Genomic DNA, 25,983 nt, shown 5'->3' on the forward strand with positions numbered 1-25,983 from the left:
TACAGCACAGCTCTCAAGTCCTGTGCTGTACCTGTGGGAGCGGGCTTGCCCGCGAAGAGGCCCGCACAGGCTATCAATCAATCGAAATAGCCACGCAAGCCAAAGGCATATCCAGTATCCACATCAGCAGCCTCACCCCGGCTCCAGCGTTTCTTCAACACGAATTCAAACGCTGGCTCGTACAGCCCGTCCCGCACCAGTGCCCCCGCCAGCACCTCCACGTCATACCAGCCATTGTCCAGCTCGATGATCGGCCGCCCCGGTACCTGGTAGCGAGCCATCAGGTCGCCCAAGGTCTTGGGCGTGAAATGCTGCAGGATGCGCCAGGTGTACAGCATCAGCGCACCGTGCTCCACCCGCAGTACGTAGCCATTGCGCCGGTGCTTCAGGCGGCTGCCGGGTTCGCGCAGGGCCGGGGTGTAGCCATCCAGGGTGAAGAGGATGCGATAAGGCAGGTTGTCGACCCCGGCCAGCGGCAGCACGATGCCTTCGCGTACGGCCTGGTCGCCACTGTCGTCATGGGTGAATGCATAGGCAAGGTCGTCGGGCAGCTCATGTTCCTGTTTGAAGCGTTCGAGCAGCTGGATATCGCCAAGCAGAAAGTAATCGACCAGGTCGTTGAGCACTTCGCTGAATTCGTGGCGCATCTGTTTTCCTTGTTGTTGCGCGTGAAGGGAATTGTCAGTGCTTCTGGGCAATCTGGATCAGGTTGCCACAGGTGTCATCGAACACCGCCACCGTGACGGGGCCCATGGCGGTGGGGGGCTGAGTAAATTGCACGCCCGCCGCGCACAGCCGGGTGTATTCGGCCTGGATATCGCGCACGCCGAACGAAGTCGCAGGAATGCCGTCTTGCTTCAGCGCGGCCTTGTACACCTTGGACGCCGGGTGCGCGTCGGGTTCCAGCAGCAGCTCGACACCGTTGGGGTCGTTGGGCGAAGTGAGGGTCAGCCAGCGGTGCCGGCCCATGGGGATATCATGCTTGGGCTCGAAACCGAGTACGTAGTGGTAGAAAGCCAGGGCCTTGGCCTGGTCGTCGACGAGAATGCTGGTGACCACGATCTTCATAGGCGCACACCGTATGTCTGGGGCCGTTGGGTATCAGTAAAGACGCTCAGCGATTATTGGCCAGTGGCCGGGTTTCCAGATGGAGTACCGTGCAGGTGGGCGATAGAGTCGACCGGGCAAGCTCACTCAACCCAGGAGTAACGTACATGCAAGACGAGCTGAAGGCCGAACTGCCAGGTAACGATGAGCAACAGACGCAGGAGCCTGTGGACGCTCAGGATAAACCCTCCAGGCGCAAGCGTAGCGTGGCCCCTCTTGTGGGGATGCCATGTGCATCAGGGTACAAACACGTCGGGGATGAATGTGCGATGGCGAATGTCGACTTCGAATGATCTGCGAGGGGGCTTCAAGTGGCCCCCCCTACAAAAAAACTGCTCAAGCCATAGGTAAATCCTTCGTCACCCGGTCCCCCATCCATGAGCGGGCAAGGTTAAAGTGTCTCGCATGTTCCCAGTGCGCCCAGACCGGCGCCAAAGAGGTACCCGTGGCTGCTTATACCTTGCGACAACTCAAGTACTTCGTCACCACCGTGGAGGCCGGCAGCGTTGCCGAGGCTTCGCGCCAGCTGTACATCGCCCAGCCGTCCATCTCCACGGCCATCAAAAGCCTGGAAGAAAGTTTCGGCGTGCAGCTGTTCATCCGTCACCACGCCCAGGGTGTGTCACTGACGCCCAGTGGCAAGCGCTTCTACGCCAAGACCAAGTCGCTGCTGCAGATGGCCCATGAGTTCGAGCAGAACGCCCTGGCCGACAACGATACCGTGGCTGGGCAGATCGACATCGGCTGCTTCGAAACCGTGGCACCGTTGTACCTGCCGCGGCTGATTGCCGGCTTTCGTCAGCGTTACCCGGGCGTGGATATCCGGCTGCGCGACGGCGAGCAGCAGGACCTGATCCAGGGCCTGACGGCCGGCACCTTCGACCTGGCATTTCTCTACGATCACGACCTGGACGGCACCATCGAAGCCGAGCCGCTGATGCCGCCGCAAAAGCCCTATGTGCTGCTGCCGGAAAACCACCGTTTTGCCGGCCAGGCCCAGGTCTCGCTGCGCGACCTGTGCCCGGAGCCGATGATTCTGCTGGACGTAGCGCCCAGCCGCACCTACTTCGTCAGCCTGTTCAACGAGATGGGGCTGACGCCGAACATCGTTTTCAGCTCGCCGTCTATCGAGATGGTGCGTGGCATGGTCGGGCAGGGCTTTGGCTTTTCGCTGTTGGTGACACGGCCGCATTCGGAATACACCTACGACGGCCAGCGCCTGGCCATGCTGGACATTGCCGAGCCGGTGGCGCTGTCGGGGCTGGCGGCGGCGTGGTTGAAGCGGGTGCAGCTGACCAAGCCTGCACAGTTGTTCGTGGAGTTCTGTAGGGAAGAGCTGGCGAAGTTCTGAGGCTGGCACGCCATGCCGTCTGATTCAACGGCATGGCGTGCCAGTGTGGTCAAGGATTGACCTGATAGCCGCGGCCTTGCAGGCAGCCGCTGTAGGCACTGGCATGGGCCTGGGTTTTTGCTTCGTCCTGGCCGCGCCTGTCCTGGCGCCGATCCTGACGCTGACGCATGCCACCGACTGCGGCACCGGCGGCAGCCACTTCGCCAGCGCGGTTTTGCCGGTATTGCTGCTTGGCATCGTCACTGGCCCGGTCATACAACGCTTCATGCTGGTTGCCGCGCACTTGCGCGCCCACTGCACCGGCGGCGGCACCGGCAGCCGCGCCGCGTACCCGGCCACCGACATGTGTTTCGCCGGACGTCGCGGTGCTGTTCGCAGCATTGGTGGCGACGGTATTGCAATCGTTGATATCCAGTTGCATCTGCTGGCTGCTCTGGCCTTTGAGCGGCACTACCGACTGCGCCTGGGCAGCCGGTGCCGCACTCAGCAGCACCAGCAGGCAGCTCCATGTGAACGTACGCATGGCACACCTCCACGGGGCGGGAAGCCCGTTTCACAGGATAGTCGGGCTGCACATTGGTAGCGTGCCATTCGACCGTAAATCGTACCGCAAGCCAAACGGCTGGCAGTTTCTGGCGAATCGCCTACACCTGTTAGCAAGGAAGAACGGCAAGCGCTCGACAGGAGTCGACACGCGGCAATGTCCGCATCCCCCCCTGCGCACACTCCGTTTACACACGCTTTCGATCAGCTCCGGCCATCAGGCCGGGGATGTAAGTGTTTGCTCGGCAAAAGCCGGCAAGGAGGTGCACCACTCGTCAGTCACCCCAGCGTGACCGCTGGCCGCGTTCAGGCGAACGCGCGCTGAAAACAATAAAGGAGTCCCTGTATCCGCCGTGGATACATGCCCGGCCGATACCAGGTGTGCAGCCGATCAAGGAGATCATCGATGAACCAGCCCCAAGGAACACTTGCCACACTGGCCATGACGGCCACGCTGTTCAGCCTCGCCGCCCAGGCCGGTACCTATCCGGACTATGGCTATGCACCACCCGACAGCTACAAAGGGCCGACATTTACCCTCAGCCAAAGCTACCCGACGTCACCACCCAATGGCGTGCCGGCGTTCTTCGGAAAGCTGCCTGACAAGCGCGACAACAACTTCGAGACATGGCGCCCGTACATGGAGGCGGCGAAGCGCTATTGCCTGGAAGGTAACGTCGAGGCTGACTGGTATGTGCAGCACAACAGGATTCGGCAGTGGTACCACATGCCCTGGCAGCATTACGGGCCGCTGGGGCGTGAGGGCATACACGGGCTGACCAAGGAGGCGCAGATCCAGGTCAAGCAACTGGCCAGCACGCAGACGGCGACCGGCCAGACCTATGCCGTGGGTATCTACAACGACATTGGCGCCTACACCCTTGGGCAAGTCTGGAAAGACCCGAACAACCCAGACCCCAGCCATACCGCCCAACCCAACAGCTTTGCCAACGGTACGGTGGTGTGCAAGGCGCTGTTCGCCGACATCGACCGCAGCACGGTGCCGTTCCTGGCCAACCCGGTGCTGTGGCAGGGCTACATCACGGACACGTTCACCTCGGCCAACCGCAAGCTCAAGGACGTGGCGCTGATCCAGATGGACGTTGCCGTGCGCGATACGCGCATTGCCGAAACCGGGTGGATTTTCGGTACGTTCCAGTACAACGGGGCCATGAGCGGCAAAGCCAGCTGGGACAACCTGGTACCGGTGGGTGTCATGTGGGGCAACGACCCGCAGGTCACCGGTAATGACCACACCAACCCTCAGCCCACCCAGACCCGGATCAACAAGGCGCTGCAACAGACGGCCATCAATGCCAATACCCGAGAGCTGCCGCCCACACACCTGGGTTGGAACGGCCGCCTCAACGGGCCGGTGGACAACCCCAACAGCTCCTGCCTGAGCTGCCATGCCACCGCCGAGGCGCCGCAAGTGGCGATCATGAACCCGCTGTTCCAGGCCAACCCGCCATCTCCGGGGTCAGCCGAGTGGATGAAGTGGTTCCAGAACATACCGGCAGGGCATGCCTTCACCCCGGGTACGCAAAGTACCGACTACAGCCTGCAGATGTCCGGTGGCATGGTTAACTTCTACCAGTGGAAGTGCGACATGAGTGGTATCTATGCGGACGGCAGGAATGCCTGCGCCAAAGTTGCCAGCATGAAGTTGAAGATGGCCACCCCGGGTAGCGCCGCGCAGCAGCAGCCGGTGCAGCGTGTGATACGTGACCCGAGCCTGGAACAGTTGCTGGAGTAACCCTGTGCAAACCTCCGGGTAGCACTTGCCCGGAGGTTTCACGACAAGGTGCGCATGCACCGAACGCATTGCGGTTTTCCCGTCTAGGCTTGGTGACGTAGCTGTGCCCTGCAGGCCTACCCGTGGGAGCCAACATGACCCAGCCCCAAGGTCTGATCATTTGCGAGTACTGCGACACGGTGTATCACCGTGCGACGCTGCACAAGCATCAGCGCGCCCTTTGCCAGCGCTGTGGCGGCGTGCTGTACCGGCATACGTCCTTGACCCTTCAGCAGCGGCTGGCACTGAGTGTGACCGGTGGCATCCTGCTGGTGTTCGCCAATGCCTACCCGGTGATGACCATCGGCATGCAGGGGCTTACCCATTCGGCGACGTTGTGGGACTCGGTGCAGATCCTCAGCCACGGCAGTATTACCTTCATCGCACTGGTCATGGCGCTGTCGATCATCTTTGCGCCGGTGCTGCAGATTGCCGTGTTGTGCTGGGTGCTGAGCTTTGCCCTGGCCGGTCAGCGTGCCCCCGGCTTTGCCCTGTGCATGCGCGGGCTGGAGAGCCTGCGGCCCTGGAGCATGCTGGAGGTGTGCCTGCTGGGGGCGATGGTGGCGGTGATCAAGCTGGCCGGGTTGCTCGATGTGATCCCGGGCATCGGTTTGCTGGCCCTGGCCGCGCTGAGCATGCTGATCATTCATATCGCCGGCAAGGACATCCGCGATTTGTGGGAGCAGGTATGACTGCCCCGGCCAGCGCTGACGACCTCGGCCTGTGTCTGTGCCATGGCTGCGGCCAGGCGTGTGACCTGAGCAGCGGCGCGCATACGTGCAACCGCTGTGGTGCTGCCATCCATCGGCGCAAGGCCAATGCCATCAGCCGCGGCTGGGCGTTTCTGCTGGCCGCGCTGGTGTTTTACATCCCGGCGAACCTGCTGCCTGTCATGCACACCGAAATGCTCGGCAGTGGCAGTGAAAGCACCATTGGCGGTGGGGTGCTGGAGTTCTGGGAGGCGGGGGCCTGGGACATCGCACTGATCATCTTCATTGCCAGCGTGGGTGTGCCTGCCATCAAGTTCTTTTCCCTCGGCCTGCTGCTGTATACCGCCCAGCGTGGTTCTACCTGGGCCTGCCGGCAACGTTCGCAGCTGTACCGCTTCGTCGAGCTGATCGGCTACTGGTCGATGCTCGATGTCATGGTGGTGGCGCTGGTGGCGGCACTGGTGCAGTTGCGCGGGCTGGGCACCATCGAGCCACGGGTGGGCATCCTGTTTTTCGGCATGGTGGTGGTACTGACCATGTTTTCTGCGATGAGCTTCGATCCACGCCTGATCTGGGATAGCCATGCCAACGAGGGGAGGCCGCACTGATGGGGCAACAGACTGACGAACGTGAGGGGGCGGGGCAGGTTGAAGTGCGCACCCGACGCTGGAGCGTATCGCTGGTGTGGATCGTGCCGATACTGGCCATCCTGATCGGTGCTTCGCTGGTGGTGCGCAACTGGATGCAGCAAGGGCCGGTCATTGCCATTTCCTTCCACACCGGGGAAGGGCTGGTGGCGCACAAGACCCAGGTGAAGTACCGCAGCGTGGTGATTGGTGAAGTGACCACGGTGGAACTGGCCGACGACAGGAAGAGCGTGGTGGCCAAGGTGCAGTTGTCGGACGATGCCCGTTCGTTCGCCACACAGGGCGCGCGCTTCTGGGTGGTGCGCCCGCGCATCGGCGTGGGTGGGGTGTCCGGGGTGGACACGCTGCTTTCGGGCAGTTTCATCGGGGCTGACTCCGGCGAGTCGAACGTGCCGGAAAAGGCCTTTGTCGGCCTTGAACTGCCGCCACCGATCACGTTCGACGAAAAGGGCAAGCGGTTTACCCTGACTGCCAGCGACCTTGGCTCGCTGGACGTCGGCTCATCGATCTACTACCGCAAGATTCCGGTGGGTGAGGTGGTGTCGTTTGCCCTGCAGGACGATGGCAAGGGGGTAGAGATTGGCGTGTTCGTGCAGGCACCCTATGACAGCTTCGTCACCACGGATAGCCGCTTCTGGAACGCCAGCGGCATCGACATGCAGGTGGGTGCCAATGGCCTGAAGGTGGATACCGAATCGCTGTCATCGATCCTGGTGGGTGGGCTGGCTTTCGGCTCGCCTGATTTTTCCCCCCAGGCCGAGGCTGCTGCCGACCAGGCCCGCTTCCAGCTGTTTGCCGACCGCGACACCGCGTTGGCACCCCCTAATGGCCAGGCGCAGTATTTGCGTTTGCGCTTCGACCAGGCCATGCGCGGCCTTTCGGTGGGCGCGCCGGTGGAGTTCAAGGGGGTGGAGTTTGGCCGGGTTACTTCGGTCCAGCTTGATTACGATGCCGCCCGCCAAACCTTTCCGGTGGTGGTCGATGCGGTGATCTATCCGCAACGGCTGGGGCCGGTGCACCGCAAGATGCTGTCGGTGTTCAAGCACACCGAGGGCGATATGGATGGGGCCAGGCGGTTGATCGGCACCTTCGTCGAACATGGCCTGCGGGCCCAGGCGCGCAGCGGTAACCTGATCACCGGGCAGATGTTCATTTCCCTGGATTTCTACCCGGATGCCCCCAAGGTGGCCTTCGACATGGCCGCCAATCCCATCACCATCCCCACGCTGCCGGGTAGCCTGGAGCAGTTGCAGGAGCAGTTGCAGCGGGTGGTCGAGCGCATTGCCAAGCTGCCGCTGGAAAGCATCGCCGGCAACCTGGACGGCAGCCTTCGAGAATTGCGCGCCAGCCTCAAACAGTTCAATGGCCAGACGCTGCCGGACGTGAAGGTGGCGCTCGATGAAGTGCACAAGACCCTGCGCACGGCCAACTCGGCCATTTCCGAAGATTCGCCACAGCGCGAGCGGATGGGCGAAACACTGGATGAACTGGAGCGCATGTCGCGTTCGCTGCGTGACCTCGCCGATTACCTGGGCCGGCACCCCGAGTCGCTGATTCGCGGGCGGCCAAAGGCGGCCGGCGCCGAAGCGCTTGAACCCTGAGGAGACAGCCGATGCAACGACTGCGCAATGCGTGTGTGGCCAGCCTGCTGGTGTGGCTCGGGGGCTGCAGCAGTACGCCCAACAACTACCACACGCTGGTGGCGAGCGAGCCGGTGCGCGACAGCGGGCAGCACATCCAGGTGACCCGGGTGGTGGTGCCGCCGCAGGTGGACCGCCCGCAACTGGTAGTGCGGCAGGGCCAGAGCGGCCTGGCCATTCTGGAAACGGAATGGTGGGGCGCCAACCTGGTGGATGAATTTCGCAGCGCCTTGCAGGACCAGTTGGGCGGGCCGGCGGCTGGCAGCAAGGCGGCACTGCGGGTGGATGTGCAGCGCTTCGATACGGTGCCGGGGCGCTATGCCTCGCTGGAGGCCGTGTGGCGCCTGAAGCAGGCAGGGCAGGCTGAACTGACCTGCCGCACGTCGGTGCAGACGGCCGCGGACAACAGCATCACCAGCCTGGTGAATGCGCACCAGGCCAACCTGCGCAAACTGGCCGAGGCGGTGCGGGGGAGTGCCCGGAACGGCAGTTGCGCTGCACCGGTATAAGTCCCACGCGGGCGGCGCGCTGGCATCCTGCCTTCAGGCTTGTGTGGCGCGGCGCAGCGGTACTTCGCGCAGCAGCCAGGACAGTGCGAAGGCCACGCTGGTGATCAGCCCGGCCAGCAGGAATACACCGTGCATCGCACCGGAAAACGCTTGCAGGTAGCTGTGCTGCAGGGCAGCGGGCAGCGCGTGTACAGCCGCCGGTGAAAGGCTCGCCGGGCCACCGCCGCTTGCGGCGAAATCGCTGGCAAGGCCACCCAACAGGGTGTGCGAGAACAATGCACCAAACACCGACACGCCGATGGCGCCGCCAATGGAGCGGAACAAGGTTGCCCCGGAAGTGGCAACGCCCATGTGGCGTGGCTCGACACTGTTCTGCACGGCCAGGATCAGCACCTGCATGACCATGCCAAGCCCGGCACCCAGCAGGCCCATGTACAGGTTCAACTGCAGCACAGGGGTGTCCAGTTCAAGCTGGCTGAGCAGGCCCAGGGCCAGCACTTGCAGCAGGGTGCCGACGATCGGAAACACCCGGTAACGCCCCCATCGGCTGATCAGCCGACCGGTAATGGCCGACACCACCAACAAGCCCCCCATCAGGGGCAACATCTGCAGCCCGGCACTGGTAGGCGTGGCGTTCTTCACAACCTGCATGTACAGCGGCAGGAAGGTGACCGCGCCGAACAGCGACACACCAACGATGAAACCGATCAGCCCGGCGAGCACGAAGGTACGGTGGCGGAACAGGTGCAGTGGCATGATCGGCTCGGCGGCGCGGCGCTGTTCCAGGACGAAACCCGCCAGGCCGATCAGGGCAAACAGCGACAGGCACAGCATGTCCAGCGACTGCCACGCCAGCAGGCTGCCGCCCAGGCTGGTGATGAGCACTACCGAGCCCAGGGCGACGGTGAGGAAGAACGCGCCAATGTAGTCCACCGTATGCCGGACCAGGGCCACATGCGGGCGGAATACGCTGCCGATCACCAGCAGCGCCAGCAGGCCCAGCGGCAGGTTGATGTAGAAGATCCAGTGCCAGGACAAGTGCTCCACCAGAAAACCGCCAATCAACGGCCCGACCACGGTGGCCAGCCCGAACACGCCGCCGAACAGGCCCTGGTAGCGGCCCCGTTCGGCGGGTGGAATCACATCGCCGATGGCGGCCATTGCCACGACCATCAGGCCGCCACCGCCCAACCCTTGCAGGGTACGAAAGGTGATGAGCTGGGCCATGGTCTGCGCCGCGCCACACAGTGCCGAGCCCAGCAGGAACAGGACGATGGCGACCTGCAGCACACGCTTGCGGCCGAACTGGTCGCCGAACTTGCCATACAGCGGCACCACCACCGTGGAGGCCAGCAGGTAAGCGGTGACCACCCAGGACAACCAGCGCAGCCCGCCAAGGTCGCTGACGATGGTCGGCAGCGCGGTCGAGACGATGGTCTGGTCGAGGGCAGCCAGGAACATCACCAGCATCAGGGCTGCCAGCAGCAGTGGGATAGAGGTTTGCGCATCCGTTGCGGCGGGGGAGGTGTCCGTGGATATCGGTTGCATGAGGCTGACCTCAACGGTATGTGGCGTGGGCCTGGGCATGTTGTTGGCCGGCGTCTAGCAGGCCTGCCAGGGCGAAGCGGTACAACTGGTCGGCAACTGCCTCGACGCGCATTTGCAGGATTTCGTGCAGCGCGCCGGCGCCACCGCGTGGGCCGATCAGCAACATCGCCCAAGGGGCAGTGACGCAGAGGATGCAGCGGGTCAGGGCCGGTTCGTCGACAGGAATGCCGCTGATCTCGCTGAACAGCCCCTTGAGCAGGGACAGCCGCAAGGGTGCGGCGGCCTGCAGATGTGCCTGGCCATGGGGGCTGGGCGCGAGGATTTCTGCAGCCAGCACCCGCAGGTGCCAGTTGTCCCGGGCCGAAGTGGCCTTGAGCACTACCAGTTCTACGAGCACGCGCAGCTTTTCGGCTGCCGGTTGGCTGCCTTGGGTGATGCGTTGCAGGTCGCTGAGGTCGAGGAAGCGCTGGCGTGCTTCGTCGAGGACGGCCAGGTACAGGCCGTTGCGGCTACCGAAGTGGTAATTGATCGAGGCCAGGTCTACCTCCGCCTTGGCGGCGACAGCCTTGTTGCTGGTTTCGGCGTAGCCGAGCGCGGCGAACAGTTCGCCAGCGGCTTCGAGGATGCGCGTACGGGTGACGGCGCCGTCCTTGCGGGGTTCTCGGGGGGCTGCGGACATGGGGGCTGCTCTGCGGGCCAAGGGTATGGGCAGAGCGTGATGCAGGCTTAGTTTAAAATCAATTTAAATTTAATTTATGAGGCGGACGGTATCTCGCAAACCATGCAGGAGCAGCACAAGGCTGCTCCTGCAGGTGCCGGCTTACTGCCGGGTGCTGGCTGTTTCCTGTGCCCGCTCAGGCTTGTCCAGCGGTAGGTGGTCGAATTCGCGCAAGCCATCCTTGCGGTAGGGGTCGCCGATCCAGCGCTGTGTTGCCACGAACTGCGGGCTTACCAGGCTCTTGGCCGGCTCGAAGCGGTCATAGCTCAGCCCGGCCAGGTCGGACAGGGTATGAATCAGGTGCGAGCTGCTGTACGGGCGGTTAGCCATCGCCTGCAAGTCACGAGGGTGCTCGGCCTGCCAGCTGGGCGAGGTCCACAGCAGGAACGGAATGGTGTACATCGGCCGGGTCGGCGCGCCCTCGTTGCGCCCGAGGCGGTCGTGGTCGCCGGAGCTGTACACGTCTTCACCATGGTCGGACAGGTACACCAGGAAGCCATTGGGGTTACCGGCCGAGTAGCGCTTGATCAGGCTCGAGACCACGTAGTCGTTGTAACGCACCGCATTGTCGTAGAAGTTGTAGGTTTTGACCTGGTCCGGCGTCAGTTTGCCCGGCACGCCCTGGTTGTCGGTGAAGTGCGTGTAGTCGTCCGGGTAGCGGTAGCGGTAGTCCATGTGCGTGCCCAGCAGGTGCACGATGATGAACTTGTTCGGTGCAGGGTCCTGCAGGGCCTTCTCGAACGGCGCCAGCACCACGTCATCGTACTGGCTGGCATTCTGGTTGCGCTGGTTGTTCAGGTACACCGGCGCGTCCGTCTGCTGCGAGAAGGTGGTGAGCATGGTGTTGCGCTTGGTCATGGTCTGCTGGTTGGTGATCCAGAAGGTCTTGTAGCCTGCCTGTTTCATCAGGTTGATCAGCGACGGGTCGGTGAGGAAGCGGTCCGGGTTCTGCTCATCGCCGAAGGTGAGGATCTGCTGCATCACTTCGATGGTGTACGGGCGTGGCGATACCACATCGCGGAACACCGTCAGGCCTTTGTCGCTGGCGGCCAGCGCGTCGAGGTTGGGCGTGGTGTCGCGGTTATAGCCGTACAGGTGCATGTGCTCGCGGGTGGTGGACTCGCCCAGTACCAGCACCAGGGTGCGGGGCGCCGTTCCGCTGCTGTCACGCAGGTTTTGCAGCGGCGGCAATGCGGCGTTCTGGGCCAGCAGCTCCTGCATGTTGTCCAGTTGCTGGCGGTACTGCCGGTAGCCGACCAGCAACTGCCAGGGCACGGCGGGTTCCATGCGCTGCTGCACCTTCTCGGCGGCATCGGCGAAATTGCGCTCCTGGGTGACCATCTGCTTGTAGAACGGGTACACAAGGTTGGCCACCAGCAACAAGGCGACCACCGGCAGACGGCTGCGCAGGGGCAGGCTGACCGGGCGTACGCGTTTCCACAGCAGCACCGCCACCAGCGTGTACAGCAGCAATGCCAGGCCCAGCCAGATGCTGAAGTACTGGCTGAAGTACTCACCGGCTTCGGCGGTGTTGGACTCGAACATCACGAAGATGACGCTTTGCGAGAACTCCTGGCGATAGATGCCGAAGTAGCTCAAACCCACCAGCGATGCCCCCCACAGCACCAGGCCGATGACCGCTGCAGTGGCGCGGGTGAAGCGCGGCACCAGCAGCACCGGGGCCAGCCACAGGCTACTGAGGAAGAACGCATCACGAAAACCGGCAAACCCGGTCTTTCCGCTGAACAGCAGCAACGCCTGGGTTACGCCGGAAAAGTACCAGAAGAACAGCAAAAGCCAGCCCAGGCCGGCCCAGTCCACGCGCTTGTGCGCGGCGGGGGATGTAGTGTGTGACACGTATGCCTCGTCGTACCTTGGTAGCCAGCAGGTTTGCTGCGGCCAGAAAGGGTGTGACGCTAATCGGTTGACTGTGAAAATAGCGTCAACAAGGCGATGAACATGGCGTCAATGCTGGCTTCCCAAGGCGCAGGCTTGCCAATACAATCGAGATAAATTCTTATTTGCATCGCCCGCCGGCAGGGAGAGGGAATGTCCATAATGGCCTCCGACGCAGCACCCCATGAGCATCTGCACGCACTTTATCGTGACCACAACAGCTGGCTCCGTGGCTGGTTGCGCCATCGGCTGAATAACTCCGCCGATGCGGCGGACCTTGCTCAGGATACGTTTGTCCGTTTGCTCCTGGCCCGGTCATCCAGCACTTTGCAGGAGCCCCGCCGGTACCTGGCGACCATTGCCCGCGGCTTGGTCATTGACCTGTATCGGCGCCGAAGCCTGGAGCAGGCTTACCTCGATGCGCTCATGTCGCGTCCGGAACAGCATGCGCCTTCTGCGGAAACCCGTGCACTGATCCTCGACAGCCTGCTGGCCATCGACCGCCTGCTTGATGGCCTGGGCGCGCGTACCCGGCAGATCTTCCTCGCGGTGCAACTCGACGGGCTCAGTTACGAAAAAGCCGCCGAACGCTGCGGGGTTTCGGTCAGCACGGTTCGAAAGCACCTGGCCAGGGGCCTGATGCACTGCCTGCTGCTGGATGAAGCATGAAGCGCGTCCTGGCTCAGGCGGTGGACTGGTATGTGAAGTTGCATGACAGCGCTGCCAGCGATAGCACACGCAGTGAGTGGCGTGCCTGGCTGGCGGCGGACCCGCAGCATGCTCGCGCCTGGCAGCGCATCGAGCAATTGCAACAGCGCTTGGGCCAGGCCCCGGCAGGCCTTGCGGGTGCAACCTTGGAACAGGCGCGGCAACAGCGTCGTGCAGCAATGAAAATGCTGGCCTTGCTGTTGGGGGTGGGGGTAGCCGGTTGGCGGGGCTATCAAGTCTCACCCTGGAGCGCAGACTACAGCACGGGTGTGGGGCAGCGCGGCCACTTCACCCTGGTCGATGGTAGCCGGCTGGTGCTGGGTACCGATTCGCGGGTGGATGTGCAGTTCGACGGCCTGCAGCGTCTGATCCTGTTACGACAGGGCGAGATACTGGTCGAGACGGCCAAGGATGCGCGCCCGCTCAGTGTTCAAACCGCCGAAGGCCGTGTGCTGGCCTTGGGCACGCGCTTTACGGTGCGCCAGGGCGCAGGTATTTCGCGGGTCACGGTCGAAGCCCATGCGGTCGAGGTGCAGCCGCGGCAGGCCACTGGGCAAGTCTTGCGTATTGAAGCAGGGCAGGCGTCAAGTTTTACCGCTGACACGCTCGGGCAGTTGTTGCCGGCCGTGGCGCAAGGCTCGGCGTGGACGCAAGGCATGCTGGTGGTGGTCGACTGGCGGCTGGCGGATGTACTGGCCGAGCTGTCCCGATATCGACCGGGTTATCTGGGGTGCTCGCCGGAAATTGCCGGGTTGCGACTGTCGGGCACGTTCCTGCTGGATGACAGCGAAGGTGTGCTGGCCAACCTTGAAGATTCCCTGCCGGTGCGGGTGCGTCGCCTGACCCGTTATTGGGTGCGGGTCGAGGGCAAGGCAGCCTGAAAATATTTTGCATGGAGGGGTAACAGTTTTTCTTTCCTGTTTCGGCTCTACCTGCACATGCGCATCAGACGCAGTTATTGCCAACCTCGACAGGATTCTCTTCATGTTCGTACGCCCCTCTCTTCTAGCCCTGGGCCTCACCGGCTCGTTGCTGGCGGTAACGCCCGCCTGGGCCATTGTCTACGACATCCCGGCCGGCAGTCTGGCTGCATCGCTCAGCCGGTTTGCGGCCGCGAGCGGGGTAATGATCACCTTCAGCTCGGAAGACACCGCAGGCCTGAATTCGCCCGGCCTGCAAGGTGACTATGAACTGGCACAAGGCTTTGCTCGCCTGTTGCAAGGTAGCGGCCTTCGCGTGGTGCAGGCAGGGGAGAAGCGCTACGTATTGGCCAAGGCAGACAACAGTGGGGCCATGGAGCTTGGTGCGACCACTATCAATGCGGCTGGCCTGGGCACCACCACTGAAGGGACAGGCTCCTACACAACAGGTTCCAGCAACAGCTCGACCAAACTGGCGCTGTCGCTGCGCGAGACCCCGCAGACTGTCAGCGTGATGACACGCCAGCGCATCGAAGACCAGCAATTGAACACGCTCAGTGACGTGCTCAAGCAGACGCCTGGCCTGAACGTCCAGAACATCGACAGCGAGCGGGTGAACATCTACTCGCGTGGCTATTCGATCGACAGCTACCAGTTCGATGGCATTCCCACCACCTTGATCGTGCAAACCAGTGCCAGCCCGCAAAGCATGATCGACACCTCAATCTATGACCGGGTCGAGATTGTCCGGGGTGCCACCGGGCTGATGACAGGAGCGGGCGACCCTTCGGGCAGCGTCAACCTGATCCGCAAGCGGCCCACGGCGGAATTTCACGGTTCGGTCAGTGCGGGCGCGGGCTCTTGGGACACCTATCGGACAGAAGTCGATGTAGCCGGCCCATTGACCCCCGATGCGCGCCTGCGTGGACGTGCAGTAGTGGCCTATCAGCAAGGCAACAGCTACATCGACCATTACCAGCAGGAAAAACAGACCTACTACGGCATCCTCGAAGCGGACCTCACTGACAGCACCCTGCTGACGGTCGGCTTCGACTACCAGAAAAACGACCCACGCGGGGTTTCGTTTGCCAGCTTCCCATTGTTCTACGATGACGGCGAGCAAACCGACTTTTCCCGCTCGACCAACGCCGCCTCGCGCTGGAGTTATCGTCAGCAGAACACCCTCAATACCTTTGCCACCCTGGAACAGGGCCTGGTTAACGATTGGAAACTGAAGGTGTCGGTAAACAACATGTACAGCACCCGTGACTATTCGCTGGCGTCGGCCAGTGGCGGTTTCCCCAACAAGGAAACTGGCGATGGGGCCTACCTGTATGGCGGTGATGGCTACGGCTCGCAGCGCCAGTTGGGTATCGATGCCATGGCCCAAGGGCCATTCCAGCTGTTTGGCCGCCAGCATGAGCTCGTAGTGGGGGTGAGCGCCTCGGAGTTTCACGACTACAGCAACCCGGACGACGATGACCTGGAAATGAGGCCGGTCAATATCTACGACTGGGACAACACCACTGACCGCCCGGTCTCGGTGGGTAAGCTGATGAACGATGACACCACCATCCGCCAGGATGCTGCGTACATGGTGGCGCGTTTCAAACCGACCGACGACCTGTCACTGATCTTCGGCGCCCGCGTCGGCGATTACAGCTATAAGAAGAAGGCAATCTACAACGCGCCCTACACCCGTTCGACCAACCATCAGGCAACCCGCGAGTCCGGTTTTGTCACGCCCTACGCTGGCGTGGTTTACGACCTGAATGCGCAGCATTCGGTGTATGCCAGCTACACCAAGATCTACAAGCCACAGTCGTTGCGCGATAGCAGTGGCGCCACGCTGGAACCGCGCGAAGGTGACAACTATGAAATCGGCCTTAAAAGCGAACTGCTGGACGGGCGTGTCAACACAGCCATTGCCCTTTACCAGATCAAGCAGGACAACCTGGGTGTGCTCAGTGGCGGCTTCGTCGAGGGAACCGATCGCGAGCGTGCCTACAAGGCGGTGTCCGGTGCCACCACGCGGGGTATCGACCTGGAACTCTTCGGCGAGATCACGCCCGGCTGGAACGTCACTGCCAGTTACAGCCACAGCCTGACCAAGGATGCGGACCATGAGCGCATCAACACCATCGCCCCGGCGAACATGGTCAAACTTTGGACCACCTACCGTCTGCCGGGCGAGCTCAATCGCCTGACGGTGGGTGGCGGCATGAACTGGCAAAGCGGCCTGAGCCTGACCGATGCCCCGTGGCAGATTGGCCATACGGTCAAGGCGACCCAGGACGATTACGCAGTGTTCAACGTGATGGCGCGCTATGACCTGAGCAACAACCTGACCGCGACCGTGAACGTCAACAACCTGTTCGACAAGAAATACCTCAGCGCGCTGGACCCAACGTTCTACACCGGATTCTACGGCGAGCCACGTAATGTGATGTTCAGCACCAAATACAGTTTCTGAACCCAGGGGTGGCGTGGGGTGCGCAATACGGCGGTTGCACGGGTATGATGGCGGCCGCTAAAACGTACTGACAGGCCCTGTGGATTATGAACCGTCGTAAGAAGATCAAGCAGCTGTTGCAGGCGCATGCCAAAAAGGCCAGTGCCAAGCTGGCACCGCGCAAGCCCAAATACATTTGCAAGGCTGACCGTTTGAAGATGGAGGCAGAGGCGGTGGGGGATACCCCCACCTGACTCACTGATCAGGCAGTGCAAGTGCTGCCGCAGTGCCCTCAACGGCGGTAGTAACGGTGGTCGTCATAGTGACGCTGGTGCATCGCCCGCTCATGGCGGCGCTCCCAGTCACGGCGGCGTTCCCAGTCCCGCCGCCGCTCCCAGTCCCGCCGGGCTTGCTCACGTCGCCATTGCTCACGGCGCCAGTCGCTTCTGTGGTCATGCCAGCGGTCGTCATCATGCGCCAACAGCGTGGCCGGCTGTTCGACGGCCACGGAGGTCACGCTCGACCAGGGGTTGCCGGCAGGCTGCAACGGTGACTGAACAGCCGGGGTCGCCACCACCGGTGCTTTCATTTGTGTTGCCGATGCCGAACCCATTGCCGCGAACGAGAACAGGCCGAGCAGCATCAACCTTGCGACATGTATTTTCATGAGCGAAGCCAACCTCTGATAACAATTGAGCCATCTGGCCAGCAGGTGGGGGCGAACCTTGTCTCGTGAGCCGCTACCTTTCTGTACCTGCGAAATAGACCCGCTATCGAGAAAAAGTTCGCTACGGCAACAACTTGTAGAACATTTGCTCACACCTGATGCCGCTTGCGCTGCTTGCCAGAAACCTCATCTGACTGGCCAATCACACAAAAGCCCGCCCCCCACGGCGGCGGTCTTCCTTCAACAGCCCCTCTACTTTGCGCAACGCTTGCCCCAGTGCGGCCTGGTCCGGCGCCCCGCCCAGCGAGATACGCACGGCCTCCGGCCCTTGCGGCGCAACGCTGAACGAGTCCGCCCCGGCCACACTCACCCCCACATCATCCAGGGCTTGGGTAAACCGTTCCTGGCGCCAGTGCGCCGGCAACGGTAACCACAGGTGCAGCCCGGTCGGGTGCGCCTGGAACTCATGGCTCAGCAGTGTGCGTGCCAAGTGCTGGCGGGCGCGGGCTTCGCGCTGGATTTCCTGTACCAGCTCCCTGGCGGTACCACTGCGGATCCACTGCTCGACCAAGGCCAGCAGCAGGGCTGAGCAGCCCATGCTCGAGGCGCGCAGGCCGTTGAGCAGGGCATGGCCGTCATCGCCACGCGGGGGCAGCACAAAAGCGGTGCGCAGGCTTGGCCACAGGCACTTGGACAGCGACGCCAGGTAATACGTATTGGCACCCCCGGTCAGGCAGGTGATGGGCATTGGCGCGTCGTCAAGCAGATAGCGGTAGGGGTCGTCCTCGATCAGCGTGATGCCGCACTTGAGCAGCACTTCGGCAATCGCCTGGCGCCGGGCCACGGGCATGGTGTGCGCTGTGGGGTTCTGGAACGTGGGGTTGAGGTACAGCAGGCGCGCACCGCTTTGCTGGCAGGCTTGCTCCAGATGGTCGGGGCGCATGCCGTCGGCGTCACCGGCCACCGCGACAATGCGCAGCCCCAGTTGTTGGGCGGCCAGTAACAGGCCGGGGTAGGTCAGTGGGTCGCACAGCACGGCGTCACCCGCGCGGGCATGGGCGCTGAGGATGGCGAATACGGCCGCTTGCGAACCCGGGCACAGGGCCAGGCTGCGGCTGTCCAGATCACCCAGTGCCGGTTTCAACCAGCCCTGCGCGGCCTGCAGCAGCGAGCGGGAGGTCGGCTCATCCTGGTAGGGCGACAGTGCTTCGATGCGGTTGCGTTGCAGTACCTGTTCAAGCCCGGCGCTTACCCATTGGGCCATGGAGCCATTGGCCGGCTGCGGCGGGATGTTCATGGTCAGGTCAATGCCTGCCGGCGTGGGTGTTTCGCGGGCACCCAGAATGAACGACCCGCGGCCACTGTAGGAGGCAATCAGGCCTCGGTCGCGCGCTTCGGCGTAGGCACGGGTCACCGTGGTCAGGTCGACACCCAGGTGCGCCGCCAGCGCACGCTGCGGCGGGATTTGTTCGCCGTCCTGCAAAACTCCAGACTGTATGGATTCTGCGATCATGTCGGCAATCTGTATGTATCTTGGGCCGCTCTTTGGTTTGAATGGCCTTGTCCAGCCTATTTGAGCGTTTTCTCTTGGCGTGTCGGCAAGAGGCATGAGTATATCCCCCCCGGTTGTCAGTCCATACGCATAGGAATATCATGACATACGGTTGTTAATAAATCCATACAAAATGGAAAGCGTATGGTTATTTTGATGTGCACCGGAACGGCGCTGCAGGGCTGCAACGATAAGCGCTTCCGGGCTGCTAGTCATGGAGATGTTCGATGGATGACTGTCATCTGATCTGCGCCAACCGCCTGGGCGATGGGGTTGTGGTCTGGCTTGATGCCGGGCATGAGTGGGTAGAGACATTGCAACAGGCCGGCACCTTCGATGCGCAGGCCCTGGAAGCGGCAACCTCTGCGGCCGAAGCTGCCGTGCGGGCCAACCAGGTGGTTGCGCCGACGCCTTGTGAAGCCTGGCTGGTCGATGGCCAGCCTGAGCCCAAAAGCCTGCGTGAGCGGTTGCGTGCGCGCGGCCCGTCGGTACGCAGCGACCTTGGCAAGCAGGCTCCCGGGGTGCCAGTACAAGTCAGCAAGGGGTTACGGCCGCTGCTGCCGGTTGCGGCGGGGCAGGCTGGGGTATACCGTTACGACCCGTTCGAGCGTGAGTTCCTCAAGGACCGCGCCCGCCAGTTCGAGCAGCAGGTTGCCCGCCGCCTGAGTGGCGAGCTGGATGAAGAGGCGTTCAAGGTCTACCGGCTGATGAACGGGCTGTACCTGCAGTTGCACGGCTACATGCTGCGCGTGGCCATTCCGTATGGCACCTTGAGCGCGGTGCAACTGCGTCAGCTGGCCTACGTGGCACGCACCTATGACAAAGGCTACGGCCACCTCACCACCCGGCAGAACATCCAGTTCAACTGGCCGCACCTGGCCGATACGCCGGAAATTCTGTCGGTACTGGCCGATGCCGACCTGCATTGCATCCAGACCAGCGGCAACTGCATCCGCAACGTGACCACCGACCACTTTGCCGGTGCCGCCGAAGATGAAGTGCTCGACCCGAGGGTGCATGCCGAAATCCTCCGTCAGTGGTCTACCGACCACCCGGAATTCACTTACCTGCCACGCAAGTTCAAGATCGCCATCACCGGCAGCCCCAAAGACCGTGCGGCGGTGCGCTTTCATGATATCGGCATACTGGCGCAGCGCAACGAACAGGGCGAGGTGGGCTTCCAGGTGTATGCCGGTGGTGGTCTGGGGCGTACCCCGATCGTCGGCACCCGGGTGCGCGAGTGGTTGCCGGAGCGTGAACTGTTGCTCTACGTCGAAGCCATCTTGCGGGTGTACAACGCCCTGGGGCGGCGCGACAACCTGTACAAGGCACGCATCAAGATCCTGGTGCGCGAGCTCAAGCCTGGCCGTTTCATCGAGATGATCGAGCAGGAGTTCGCCAGCCTGCCGGCTGACCATCAATACCTGGAGCCCGCTATCGTCCAGGGCATTCATGCCCGCTTCGTGCAACCCGCCTTCGAGGCATTGCCCAGGTTGTGTGACAGCTTTCTGCGCGCACGGGCAGACGACAACGCGTTCGCCAGCTGGGTACGCACCAACACCCACCCGCACAAGCAGCGTGGCTATATCAGCGCGGTGATCTCGTTGAAGCCACCGGGCGGCATCCCCGGAGACATCAGCGCCGAGGAAATGCTCACCCTGGCTGACCTGTCCGAGGCTTACTCGCTGAACGAAATCCGCGTTTCCCACGAGCAGAACCTGGTGTTGCCGCACATCCGTCAGGCTGACTTGTACAGCGTCTGGCAGGCCCTGCGCCAGGCGCGGCTGGCGACCAGCAACATCGGCTTGCTGTCTGACTCCATCGCCTGCCCGGGGATGGACTACTGCAGCCTGGCCACCGCCCGCTCGGTGCCGGTCGCCCAGCGCATCGCCCAACGTTTCGACGCAGCCCGGCAACAGGAAATCGGCGAGCTCAAGCTCAATGTGTCCGGCTGCATCAATGCCTGTGCGCACCACCATGTGGCGCATATCGGCATCCTCGGCCTGGACAAGGCTGGCCACGAAAATTACCAGATCACGCTGGGCGGCAGTGCCGAAGAGGACGCTGCGGTGGGGACCATCCTTGGCCGTTCGGTGCCCTTTGAGGAGGTGCCCGACATCGTCGAGGCCATCGTTGGCATTTACCTGCAATTGCGCGAGGGCGGTGAACGCTTCCTCGACACCTACCGCCGCGTCGGTATCGAGCCATTCAAGGAGGTGCTGCGTGATGCTCGTTGATCGTGAAGGCCAGGCGCAGCCCGACAGCTGGCGCTACCTGGGCAGCGAAGCGCTGCCGACCTACGCCCCGCACACCGTGCTGCAACCGCAGCAGTGGGACGACTACCACATGCGTTTCGGTCAGCCGGCCGAGGGCCTGTGGCTGACCGCCGACCACGACCCGGCACAGGTGCTGGCGTTGCTTGGCCACCTGACGTTGATCGTGATCGAGTTCGCCAGGTCACGCGATGGCCGTGGCTTCACCTTGGCCAGGCTGCTGCGCGAGCGCCATGGGTTCACCGGCGACCTGCGCGCCGCCGGGCCATTGCTGCCTGACCAGTTCGCCATGTTACTGCAGTGCGGCTTCACCAGCGCCCTGGTTTCGCCCAGCGTACCGGCCCAGCGCTGGCAGGAGGCCGCGGCCACCCATCGGCAGGCCCGGCCACGCACGCTGCTGCAACGTCTTTCACAACGGAGCGAGGCATAGCCATGTTCAGCCTTACAGCCCTGGAGCTGGCCCGTATACAGTTTGGTTTCACCATTACCTTTCACATCATTTTTCCGGCCATCACCATTGGTCTGGCGGCGTTTCTGGCTGTGCTGGAAGGCCTGTGGTTGTGGAAAAAGGAAAACGCCTACCTCGACCTTTACCACTTCTGGTCGAAGATCTTCGCCGTCAACTTCGCCATGGGCGTGGTCTCGGGGCTGGTCATGGCCTACCAGTTCGGCACCAACTGGAGCTTCTACTCGCAGTTCGCCGGCAGCATCACCGGCCCGTTGCTGACCTATGAGGTGCTGACGGCCTTCTTCCTTGAAGCGGGCTTTCTCGGGGTGATGCTGTTCGGCTGGCACAAGGTCGGCCGTGGTCTGCACTTCTTCGCCACCCTGATGGTGGCCGTGGGGACGATGATTTCCGCCACCTGGATTCTGGCGTCCAACAGCTGGATGCAGACGCCGCAAGGCCACGAAGTGATCAATGGCGTGGTAGTGCCCGTGGACTGGTTCGCCATCATCTTCAACCCGTCGTTCCCGTACCGCCTGGCGCACATGGTGACCGCCGCCATGCTGTCGACCGCGTTGTTCGTCGGCGCCTCGGCGGCGTGGCACCTGTTGTGTGGCAATCGCACCCCGGCAGTGCAGAAGATGTTTTCGATGGCGTTTTGGATGCTGCTGTTCACCGCGCCGCTGCAGGTGCTGATTGGTGACATGCATGGCTTGAACACGCTCAAGTACCAACCGGCGAAAATTGCCGCCGTAGAGGGCCATTGGAGCAATACGCCAGGGCAGGGTGTGCCGCTGATCCTGTTCGGTATCCCCGACATGGAGGCCGAAACCACCCGCTACAAGGTCGAGATCCCCAACCTGGCGAGCCTGATCCTGACCCACAGCCTGCACGGGCAGATCCCGGCGTTGAAAGACTTCCCGAAAGAAGACCGGCCCAACGCGACCATCCTGTTCTGGTGCTTCCGGGTCATGGTTGGCCTGGGGTTGCTGATGGTCGTGCTCGGCCTGTTTGGCACCTGGCAACGCTGGCGGGGGCGATTGTACGAGTCGCGGGGGCTGGCACGGTTTGCCCTGTGGATGGGGCCTTCGGGGCTGGTGGCGCTGCTGGCCGGCTGGTACGTGACCGAGATCGGCCGCCAGCCTTGGGTGGTGTACGGCTTGATGCGCACCAAGGACGCAGTTTCCGATCACTCGGCGCTGACGTTGTCGGTGGGCCTGGTGGTGCTGGTGGTGATGTACATCGCGGTGTTCGGCACCGGCATCATCTACATGCTGCGCATGGTGGGCAAGGGGCCGCAGGCGCACGACGACCACGAACACCCGGTCACCGCCAACCAGCGGCCGGCCCGCCCGTTGTCGGCGGTGGACGACCCGTTGTATCCGCATTCGCCTAATTACACAGACTGACCGGAGACGCTGTCATGGGTATTGATCTTCCGCTGATCTGGTTCTTGATCATCGGCTTTGGCGTGATGATGTACGTCATCATGGATGGCTTCGACCTGGGTATCGGCATCCTGTTCCCGTTCATCACCGACCGCGACCACCGCGATACCATGGTCAACACCGTGGCGCCGGTGTGGGATGGCAACGAAACCTGGCTGGTGCTGGGCGGGGCAGGGTTGATGGCGGCATTCCCCAAGGTGTACGCCATTTTGCTCAGCGCACTGTACATCCCCGCGCTCGGCCTGCTGGCCGGGCTGATCTGGCGTGGCGTGTCATTCGAGTTCCGTTTCAAGGCCGATGATGCGCACAAGCCGTTCTGGGACCGGGCGTTCATTGGCGGGTCGTATGCGGCGGCGTTTTTCCAAGGCGTGATGCTGGGCGCGTTCATCGACGGGCATTCGATTGTCGATGGTGTGGCCACCAACGGGCTGATGAGCTGGCTGACACCGTTCAACGTGTTCTGCGGGATCGGCGTGGTGGTGGCGTATGCGCTATTGGGCGCCACCTGGCTGGTGTTGAAGACCGAGGGCCGGCTGCAGGCCAGTATCATCCGTGCCTGCTCACCGATCACCCTGGCGACGGTGGCGGCGATGCTGATTGTGAGCATCTGGACGCCACTGACGCACCCGGCGATCTTCGACCGCTGGTTCAGCCTGCCGAACTTCTGGTTCTTCCTGCCGGTACCGGTACTGGTGCTGGTGGCCACCTGGGCGATCCTCAGGTCGTTGCGCGGTACGCCCCATGCCGGGCCTTTCGTCTGGTCGCTGGTGTTGGTGTTCCTCGGTTATAGCGGTTTGGTCATCAGTATCTGGCCGTACGTGCTGCCGCCCAGTCTGACCATCTGGGAAGCGGCGGCGCCACCGCAGAGCCTGGGCTTCGCCCTGGTTGGGGCGTTGCTGATCATTCCGTTCATCCTGGGGTATTCGGCCTGGTCGTACTACGTGTTCCGCGGCAAGGTGAAGGACGGCGAGGGGTATCACTGAGCTACAAGCTCATAAACCCGCAAATATCACACGCAAGTGCGCCCGGTAACTGTCGAACGCGGCAATCGCGCCAGCGACCACTGCGGCCTCGTCCTGGTCGTCCAGCACCAGGCCGTCGAGCCGGGCAACGAACTCGCGCCAATGCAGCGCACGGCCATCCGGGTGTGGCGCCAGGTGGCGGGCGCCTTGGTCGCCATCGAGCCCGAGGCGCTGGGTTTGCTTGAACAGAAACGCCGCACCCAGATTCGAGCCTTCGCTGCAATAAAGCCAGCCCAAGGCCTCGGCCGGGCCGACGCAGACTGGTTGAGGGCGCGTTGGCAGAGGCAGGCCGAGATCACGCAGGTCGGTTTCGACCGCAGCGAAGCGCGACAGCCCAACCAGCCCCGGCAGGTGCTGGTTGAGCTGTGCATCGTTGTACAACGTCAACAGGCTGCCGTGAAAGAGGTGCTGTACCTGCAGGAAGCGGCCATAGCGCTCGCGGTTTTCGAAAGGGCGTGCCGCCATCACCAGTTGATCGACGCTGTCATGGTCCCGGCTGCTGGCCGCTTTCAAGCGTTTGCAGCGGCCGGGCTCCACGAGGGGGGAGGGTGCAGCGGTCATAGGCGTATCCATGGTGTGAGGGGTATACGCCCATCATGCTTGCCATCCTTGGCCAGCATCAAGCACCACGCGGCTGGCCTAGCCGAGGGCGGCGGCCTGTTGCAGGTTCAGTGCGCGGGTTTCCGGGGCCAGGGCCCAGGACATCAACAGGCCGAAGAAGGTGATGGCCGCTGCCACGTACATGGTCTGGGCGATGCCCAGCACGTCGAGGGACATGGGCACCAGGTAGGTGCCCACCGCCGCGCCGATACGCGAAATGGAGGTGCCCATGCCGACGGCGAACGCACGGATTTCGGTGGGGAAGATTTCGTTCGGGTACACCAGCGTAAGCACCTGCGCACCGCCGATAAACAATGCATACAGCGCGAAGAACACCAGGATCCAGATGCCCGCGCTGCTGTGGAACGTACCCAGGCACAGCAGGGCCAACCCCGACACCAGGAAGCTGTAGAGCAGCAGGTTGCGCCGGCCGACGACGTTGATCAGCCGAGTGGCGGCGATGCAACCGACCACGAAGAACAGCGTGATCAGTACCGAGCCGATCGAGGCGCTGTCGCCTTTCACATCAAGCGCCGCCAGCACCTTGGGCGCAAACGCGTACACCGAGAACAGCGGGATGATGCAGCAGGTCCAGAACACGATGACGAACAGCATGCGCTTGCCGTACCCGGCATACAGCAGGCTCCAGATGTTCACCTTGTAGCTGGCGTTTTCCTCGGGCAGGTTGCGCAGGGAAAAGTCATGGCCGTACACCGTTTTGATCACCTGTTCCGCTTCTGCGTTACGGCCTTTGCTGAGCAGCCAGCGGGGCGATTCGGGTGTGCCGATACGGACCACGAACAGGGCCAGGCCGATGCTGGCAGAGCTGGCCAACACCAGCCGCCAGGCGTCCTCGGCCCCGCTGCGCAGCAGCAATTCGCCAACGATGTAGGCCGCTGCGGCACCGGCAAACCACAGAATGGTCAGCATGGCCAGGCGAGGGCCGCGGTACTTCCTGGGCATGAACTCGACCAGCAGCGAAGTCGCGACCGGGTACTCGATGCCTACCGCAATGCCGATGACCAGCCGCAGCAGGAAGATGGCCAACGCCGAATCGGCCCAGAACTGCCCGAGCGATGCGACGATGAACAGCGTGGGGCCAACGAAGAACAAGCGCTTGCGGCCGAGGCGGTCGGTCAGCCAGCCGCCAAGGAACCCGCCGAAGAAAATGCCGATCAGGGCCGAGGCGGCGATCAGGCCCTCCCAGAAACTGTTCAATGACAACGCAGTGGTGATGTGCGCCAGGGCGACGCCGATGATGCTCAGCACATAGCCATCGACGAACGAGCCGCCACCGGAGCGCAATGTGAGCAGTTTGTGGAACCTGTTTAGCGGTACATCTTCGACTGAAATAGTAGGACTTGTCATGCTTGTCTCCCGATATGGGTTTTCGAGTGAAGGGGCAGCGCGGCGACCAAAACGGCGCCGTGAA

At 62.7% G+C, this 25,983-nt stretch carries 25 protein-coding genes; 15 read left to right on the forward strand and 10 right to left on the reverse strand.

Annotated features, from left to right (window positions below; genetic code table 11):
* Positions 1-77: 77 nt before the first annotated feature.
* Both A0O30_RS25090 and A0O30_RS25095 read right to left on the reverse strand, forming a co-directional pair.
* The gene (locus A0O30_RS25090; protein WP_105948464.1) at positions 78-647 is read right to left on the reverse strand and encodes a hypothetical protein; all 570 of its coding nucleotides are present in this window, start codon (positions 645-647) and stop codon (positions 78-80) included.
* Positions 648-681: 34 nt separating this feature from the next.
* Positions 682-1,068, reverse strand: a complete 387-nt coding sequence (locus A0O30_RS25095; protein WP_016714625.1) for a VOC family protein — start codon at positions 1,066-1,068, stop codon at positions 682-684.
* Positions 1,069-1,214: 146 nt separating this feature from the next.
* On the opposite strand from A0O30_RS25095, the gene A0O30_RS27920 reads away from it, so the two are divergent.
* Both A0O30_RS27920 and A0O30_RS25105 read left to right on the forward strand, forming a co-directional pair.
* Entirely contained in the window at positions 1,215-1,400 is a 186-nt protein-coding gene (locus A0O30_RS27920; protein ID WP_105948465.1) for a hypothetical protein, read from the forward strand.
* A 152-nt stretch (positions 1,401-1,552) separates the two neighbouring features.
* Complete coding sequence (locus A0O30_RS25105; RefSeq protein WP_013972086.1) at positions 1,553-2,458, forward strand: LysR family transcriptional regulator; 906 nt, start codon at positions 1,553-1,555, stop codon at positions 2,456-2,458.
* A 49-nt stretch (positions 2,459-2,507) separates the two neighbouring features.
* On the opposite strand, the gene A0O30_RS25110 is transcribed toward A0O30_RS25105, so the two are convergent.
* Positions 2,508-2,981 carry a YMGG-like glycine zipper-containing protein gene (locus tag A0O30_RS25110; protein WP_105948466.1) on the reverse strand — a complete coding sequence of 158 codons (474 nt, stop codon included), beginning with the start codon at positions 2,979-2,981 and terminating at the stop codon, positions 2,508-2,510.
* Between the two features lie 426 nt (positions 2,982-3,407).
* Here A0O30_RS25110 and A0O30_RS25115 point away from each other — a divergent pair, with 426 nt between their 5' ends.
* The 5 genes from A0O30_RS25115 (at position 3,408) to A0O30_RS25135 (ending at position 8,302) form a co-directional block, all read left to right on the forward strand.
* A complete protein-coding gene (locus A0O30_RS25115; protein ID WP_105948467.1) occupies positions 3,408-4,757 on the forward strand; it encodes a hypothetical protein in 1,350 nt (449 codons plus the stop codon).
* A gap of 134 nt (positions 4,758-4,891) precedes the next feature.
* Positions 4,892-5,488, forward strand: a complete 597-nt coding sequence (locus A0O30_RS25120; protein ID WP_105948468.1) for a paraquat-inducible protein A — start codon at positions 4,892-4,894, stop codon at positions 5,486-5,488.
* The gene (locus A0O30_RS25125) at positions 5,485-6,114 is read left to right on the forward strand and encodes a paraquat-inducible protein A (protein WP_016714620.1); all 630 of its coding nucleotides are present in this window, start codon (positions 5,485-5,487) and stop codon (positions 6,112-6,114) included. Before A0O30_RS25120 ends, A0O30_RS25125 begins: the two co-directional genes overlap by 4 nt.
* Positions 6,114-7,754: an intermembrane transport protein PqiB gene (locus A0O30_RS25130; protein ID WP_105948469.1), complete on the forward strand. Its 1,641-nt coding sequence runs from the start codon at positions 6,114-6,116 to the stop codon at positions 7,752-7,754. Before A0O30_RS25125 ends, A0O30_RS25130 begins: the two co-directional genes overlap by 1 nt.
* 11 nt (positions 7,755-7,765) lie before the next feature.
* Positions 7,766-8,302 carry a membrane integrity-associated transporter subunit PqiC gene (locus tag A0O30_RS25135; RefSeq protein WP_105948470.1) on the forward strand — a complete coding sequence of 179 codons (537 nt, stop codon included), beginning with the start codon at positions 7,766-7,768 and terminating at the stop codon, positions 8,300-8,302.
* Between the two features lie 33 nt (positions 8,303-8,335).
* On the opposite strand, the gene A0O30_RS25140 is transcribed toward A0O30_RS25135, so the two are convergent.
* From A0O30_RS25140 to A0O30_RS25150, 3 genes are all read right to left on the reverse strand, one after another.
* Positions 8,336-9,850 (reverse strand): MDR family MFS transporter, encoded by a 1,515-nt coding sequence (locus A0O30_RS25140; RefSeq protein ID WP_105948471.1) that lies wholly within the window; start codon positions 9,848-9,850, stop codon positions 8,336-8,338.
* A gap of 10 nt (positions 9,851-9,860) precedes the next feature.
* Positions 9,861-10,529, reverse strand: a complete 669-nt coding sequence (locus A0O30_RS25145; protein ID WP_105948472.1) for a TetR/AcrR family transcriptional regulator — start codon at positions 10,527-10,529, stop codon at positions 9,861-9,863.
* A gap of 141 nt (positions 10,530-10,670) precedes the next feature.
* Entirely contained in the window at positions 10,671-12,425 is a 1,755-nt protein-coding gene (locus A0O30_RS25150; protein WP_105948473.1) for a phosphoethanolamine transferase CptA, read from the reverse strand.
* 192 nt (positions 12,426-12,617) lie between these two features.
* On the opposite strand from A0O30_RS25150, the gene A0O30_RS25155 reads away from it, so the two are divergent.
* From A0O30_RS25155 to A0O30_RS25170, 4 genes are all read left to right on the forward strand, one after another.
* On the forward strand, positions 12,618-13,133 hold the full coding sequence (locus A0O30_RS25155; protein ID WP_105948474.1) for a sigma-70 family RNA polymerase sigma factor: 516 nt from the start codon (positions 12,618-12,620) through the stop codon (positions 13,131-13,133).
* The gene (locus A0O30_RS25160; RefSeq protein WP_105948475.1) at positions 13,130-14,053 is read left to right on the forward strand and encodes a FecR domain-containing protein; all 924 of its coding nucleotides are present in this window, start codon (positions 13,130-13,132) and stop codon (positions 14,051-14,053) included. The genes A0O30_RS25155 and A0O30_RS25160 overlap by 4 nt, the downstream gene beginning before the upstream one ends.
* A 103-nt stretch (positions 14,054-14,156) precedes the next feature.
* Entirely contained in the window at positions 14,157-16,565 is a 2,409-nt protein-coding gene (locus A0O30_RS25165; RefSeq protein WP_105948476.1) for a TonB-dependent receptor, read from the forward strand.
* Positions 16,566-16,651: 86 nt separating this feature from the next.
* On the forward strand, positions 16,652-16,798 hold the full coding sequence (locus A0O30_RS25170; RefSeq protein WP_016714615.1) for a DUF2986 domain-containing protein: 147 nt from the start codon (positions 16,652-16,654) through the stop codon (positions 16,796-16,798).
* A gap of 38 nt (positions 16,799-16,836) precedes the next feature.
* Here A0O30_RS25170 and A0O30_RS25175 read toward each other — a convergent pair whose 3' ends face one another.
* A complete protein-coding gene (locus tag A0O30_RS25175; RefSeq protein ID WP_105948477.1) occupies positions 16,837-17,187 on the reverse strand; it encodes a hypothetical protein in 351 nt (116 codons plus the stop codon).
* 226 nt (positions 17,188-17,413) lie between these two features.
* Positions 17,414-18,724: a PLP-dependent aminotransferase family protein gene (locus A0O30_RS25180; protein ID WP_256589807.1), complete on the reverse strand. Its 1,311-nt coding sequence runs from the start codon at positions 18,722-18,724 to the stop codon at positions 17,414-17,416.
* A gap of 266 nt (positions 18,725-18,990) precedes the next feature.
* Between A0O30_RS25180 and A0O30_RS25185 the strand changes: the two genes are divergently transcribed.
* From A0O30_RS25185 to cydB, 4 genes are read left to right on the forward strand one after another with little or no spacing between them, the layout of a single operon-like run.
* The gene (locus A0O30_RS25185) at positions 18,991-21,000 is read left to right on the forward strand and encodes a DUF2849 domain-containing protein (protein ID WP_105948479.1); all 2,010 of its coding nucleotides are present in this window, start codon (positions 18,991-18,993) and stop codon (positions 20,998-21,000) included.
* Positions 20,990-21,466 carry a DUF934 domain-containing protein gene (locus tag A0O30_RS25190; RefSeq protein ID WP_105948480.1) on the forward strand — a complete coding sequence of 159 codons (477 nt, stop codon included), beginning with the start codon at positions 20,990-20,992 and terminating at the stop codon, positions 21,464-21,466. The genes A0O30_RS25185 and A0O30_RS25190 overlap by 11 nt, the downstream gene beginning before the upstream one ends.
* Positions 21,467-21,468: 2 nt before the next feature.
* Positions 21,469-22,890, forward strand: a complete 1,422-nt coding sequence (locus A0O30_RS25195) for a cytochrome ubiquinol oxidase subunit I (protein WP_105948481.1) — start codon at positions 21,469-21,471, stop codon at positions 22,888-22,890.
* A gap of 14 nt (positions 22,891-22,904) precedes the next feature.
* Positions 22,905-23,912, forward strand: coding sequence for a cytochrome d ubiquinol oxidase subunit II (gene cydB / locus A0O30_RS25200; RefSeq protein WP_105948482.1), 1,008 nt, complete (start codon positions 22,905-22,907; stop codon positions 23,910-23,912).
* Between the two features lie 9 nt (positions 23,913-23,921).
* On the opposite strand, the gene A0O30_RS25205 is transcribed toward cydB, so the two are convergent.
* Together A0O30_RS25205 and A0O30_RS25210 are read right to left on the reverse strand one after the other, a co-directional pair.
* Positions 23,922-24,512, reverse strand: a complete 591-nt coding sequence (locus A0O30_RS25205; RefSeq protein WP_105948483.1) for a biliverdin-producing heme oxygenase — start codon at positions 24,510-24,512, stop codon at positions 23,922-23,924.
* 78 nt (positions 24,513-24,590) lie between these two features.
* Positions 24,591-25,919: an MFS transporter gene (locus tag A0O30_RS25210; RefSeq protein ID WP_105948484.1), complete on the reverse strand. Its 1,329-nt coding sequence runs from the start codon at positions 25,917-25,919 to the stop codon at positions 24,591-24,593.
* Positions 25,920-25,983: the final 64 nt, after the last annotated feature.

It is taken from the genome of Pseudomonas sp. LLC-1, from assembly GCF_002992185.1.
Classification (GTDB): domain Bacteria; phylum Pseudomonadota; class Gammaproteobacteria; order Pseudomonadales; family Pseudomonadaceae; genus Aquipseudomonas; species Aquipseudomonas monteilii.

Excerpts from the sequence above, each read along its gene's own strand:
- A0O30_RS25090 (WP_105948464.1), bottom strand. The coding sequence starts at position 647 with ATGCGCCACGAATTCAGCGAAGTGCTCAACGACCTGGTCGATTACTTT.
- A0O30_RS25095 (WP_016714625.1), bottom strand. The coding sequence starts at position 1,068 with ATGAAGATCGTGGTCACCAGCATTCTCGTCGACGACCAGGCCAAGGCC.
- A0O30_RS27920 (WP_105948465.1), top strand. The coding sequence starts at position 1,215 with ATGCAAGACGAGCTGAAGGCCGAACTGCCAGGTAACGATGAGCAACAG.
- A0O30_RS25110 (WP_105948466.1), bottom strand. The coding sequence starts at position 2,981 with ATGCGTACGTTCACATGGAGCTGCCTGCTGGTGCTGCTGAGTGCGGCA.
- A0O30_RS25115 (WP_105948467.1), top strand. The coding sequence starts at position 3,408 with ATGAACCAGCCCCAAGGAACACTTGCCACACTGGCCATGACGGCCACG.
- A0O30_RS25120 (WP_105948468.1), top strand. The coding sequence starts at position 4,892 with ATGACCCAGCCCCAAGGTCTGATCATTTGCGAGTACTGCGACACGGTG.
- A0O30_RS25125 (WP_016714620.1), top strand. The coding sequence starts at position 5,485 with ATGACTGCCCCGGCCAGCGCTGACGACCTCGGCCTGTGTCTGTGCCAT.
- A0O30_RS25130 (WP_105948469.1), top strand. The coding sequence starts at position 6,114 with ATGGGGCAACAGACTGACGAACGTGAGGGGGCGGGGCAGGTTGAAGTG.
- A0O30_RS25135 (WP_105948470.1), top strand. The coding sequence starts at position 7,766 with ATGCAACGACTGCGCAATGCGTGTGTGGCCAGCCTGCTGGTGTGGCTC.
- A0O30_RS25140 (WP_105948471.1), bottom strand. The coding sequence starts at position 9,850 with ATGCAACCGATATCCACGGACACCTCCCCCGCCGCAACGGATGCGCAA.
- A0O30_RS25145 (WP_105948472.1), bottom strand. The coding sequence starts at position 10,529 with ATGTCCGCAGCCCCCCGAGAACCCCGCAAGGACGGCGCCGTCACCCGT.
- A0O30_RS25155 (WP_105948474.1), top strand. The coding sequence starts at position 12,618 with ATGTCCATAATGGCCTCCGACGCAGCACCCCATGAGCATCTGCACGCA.
- A0O30_RS25160 (WP_105948475.1), top strand. The coding sequence starts at position 13,130 with ATGAAGCGCGTCCTGGCTCAGGCGGTGGACTGGTATGTGAAGTTGCAT.
- A0O30_RS25165 (WP_105948476.1), top strand. The coding sequence starts at position 14,157 with ATGTTCGTACGCCCCTCTCTTCTAGCCCTGGGCCTCACCGGCTCGTTG.
- A0O30_RS25170 (WP_016714615.1), top strand. The coding sequence starts at position 16,652 with ATGAACCGTCGTAAGAAGATCAAGCAGCTGTTGCAGGCGCATGCCAAA.
- A0O30_RS25175 (WP_105948477.1), bottom strand. The coding sequence starts at position 17,187 with ATGCTGCTCGGCCTGTTCTCGTTCGCGGCAATGGGTTCGGCATCGGCA.
- A0O30_RS25180 (WP_256589807.1), bottom strand. The coding sequence starts at position 18,724 with ATGATCGCAGAATCCATACAGTCTGGAGTTTTGCAGGACGGCGAACAA.
- A0O30_RS25185 (WP_105948479.1), top strand. The coding sequence starts at position 18,991 with ATGGATGACTGTCATCTGATCTGCGCCAACCGCCTGGGCGATGGGGTT.
- A0O30_RS25190 (WP_105948480.1), top strand. The coding sequence starts at position 20,990 with ATGCTCGTTGATCGTGAAGGCCAGGCGCAGCCCGACAGCTGGCGCTAC.
- A0O30_RS25195 (WP_105948481.1), top strand. The coding sequence starts at position 21,469 with ATGTTCAGCCTTACAGCCCTGGAGCTGGCCCGTATACAGTTTGGTTTC.
- cydB (WP_105948482.1), top strand. The coding sequence starts at position 22,905 with ATGGGTATTGATCTTCCGCTGATCTGGTTCTTGATCATCGGCTTTGGC.
- A0O30_RS25205 (WP_105948483.1), bottom strand. The coding sequence starts at position 24,512 with ATGACCGCTGCACCCTCCCCCCTCGTGGAGCCCGGCCGCTGCAAACGC.
- A0O30_RS25210 (WP_105948484.1), bottom strand. The coding sequence starts at position 25,919 with ATGACAAGTCCTACTATTTCAGTCGAAGATGTACCGCTAAACAGGTTC.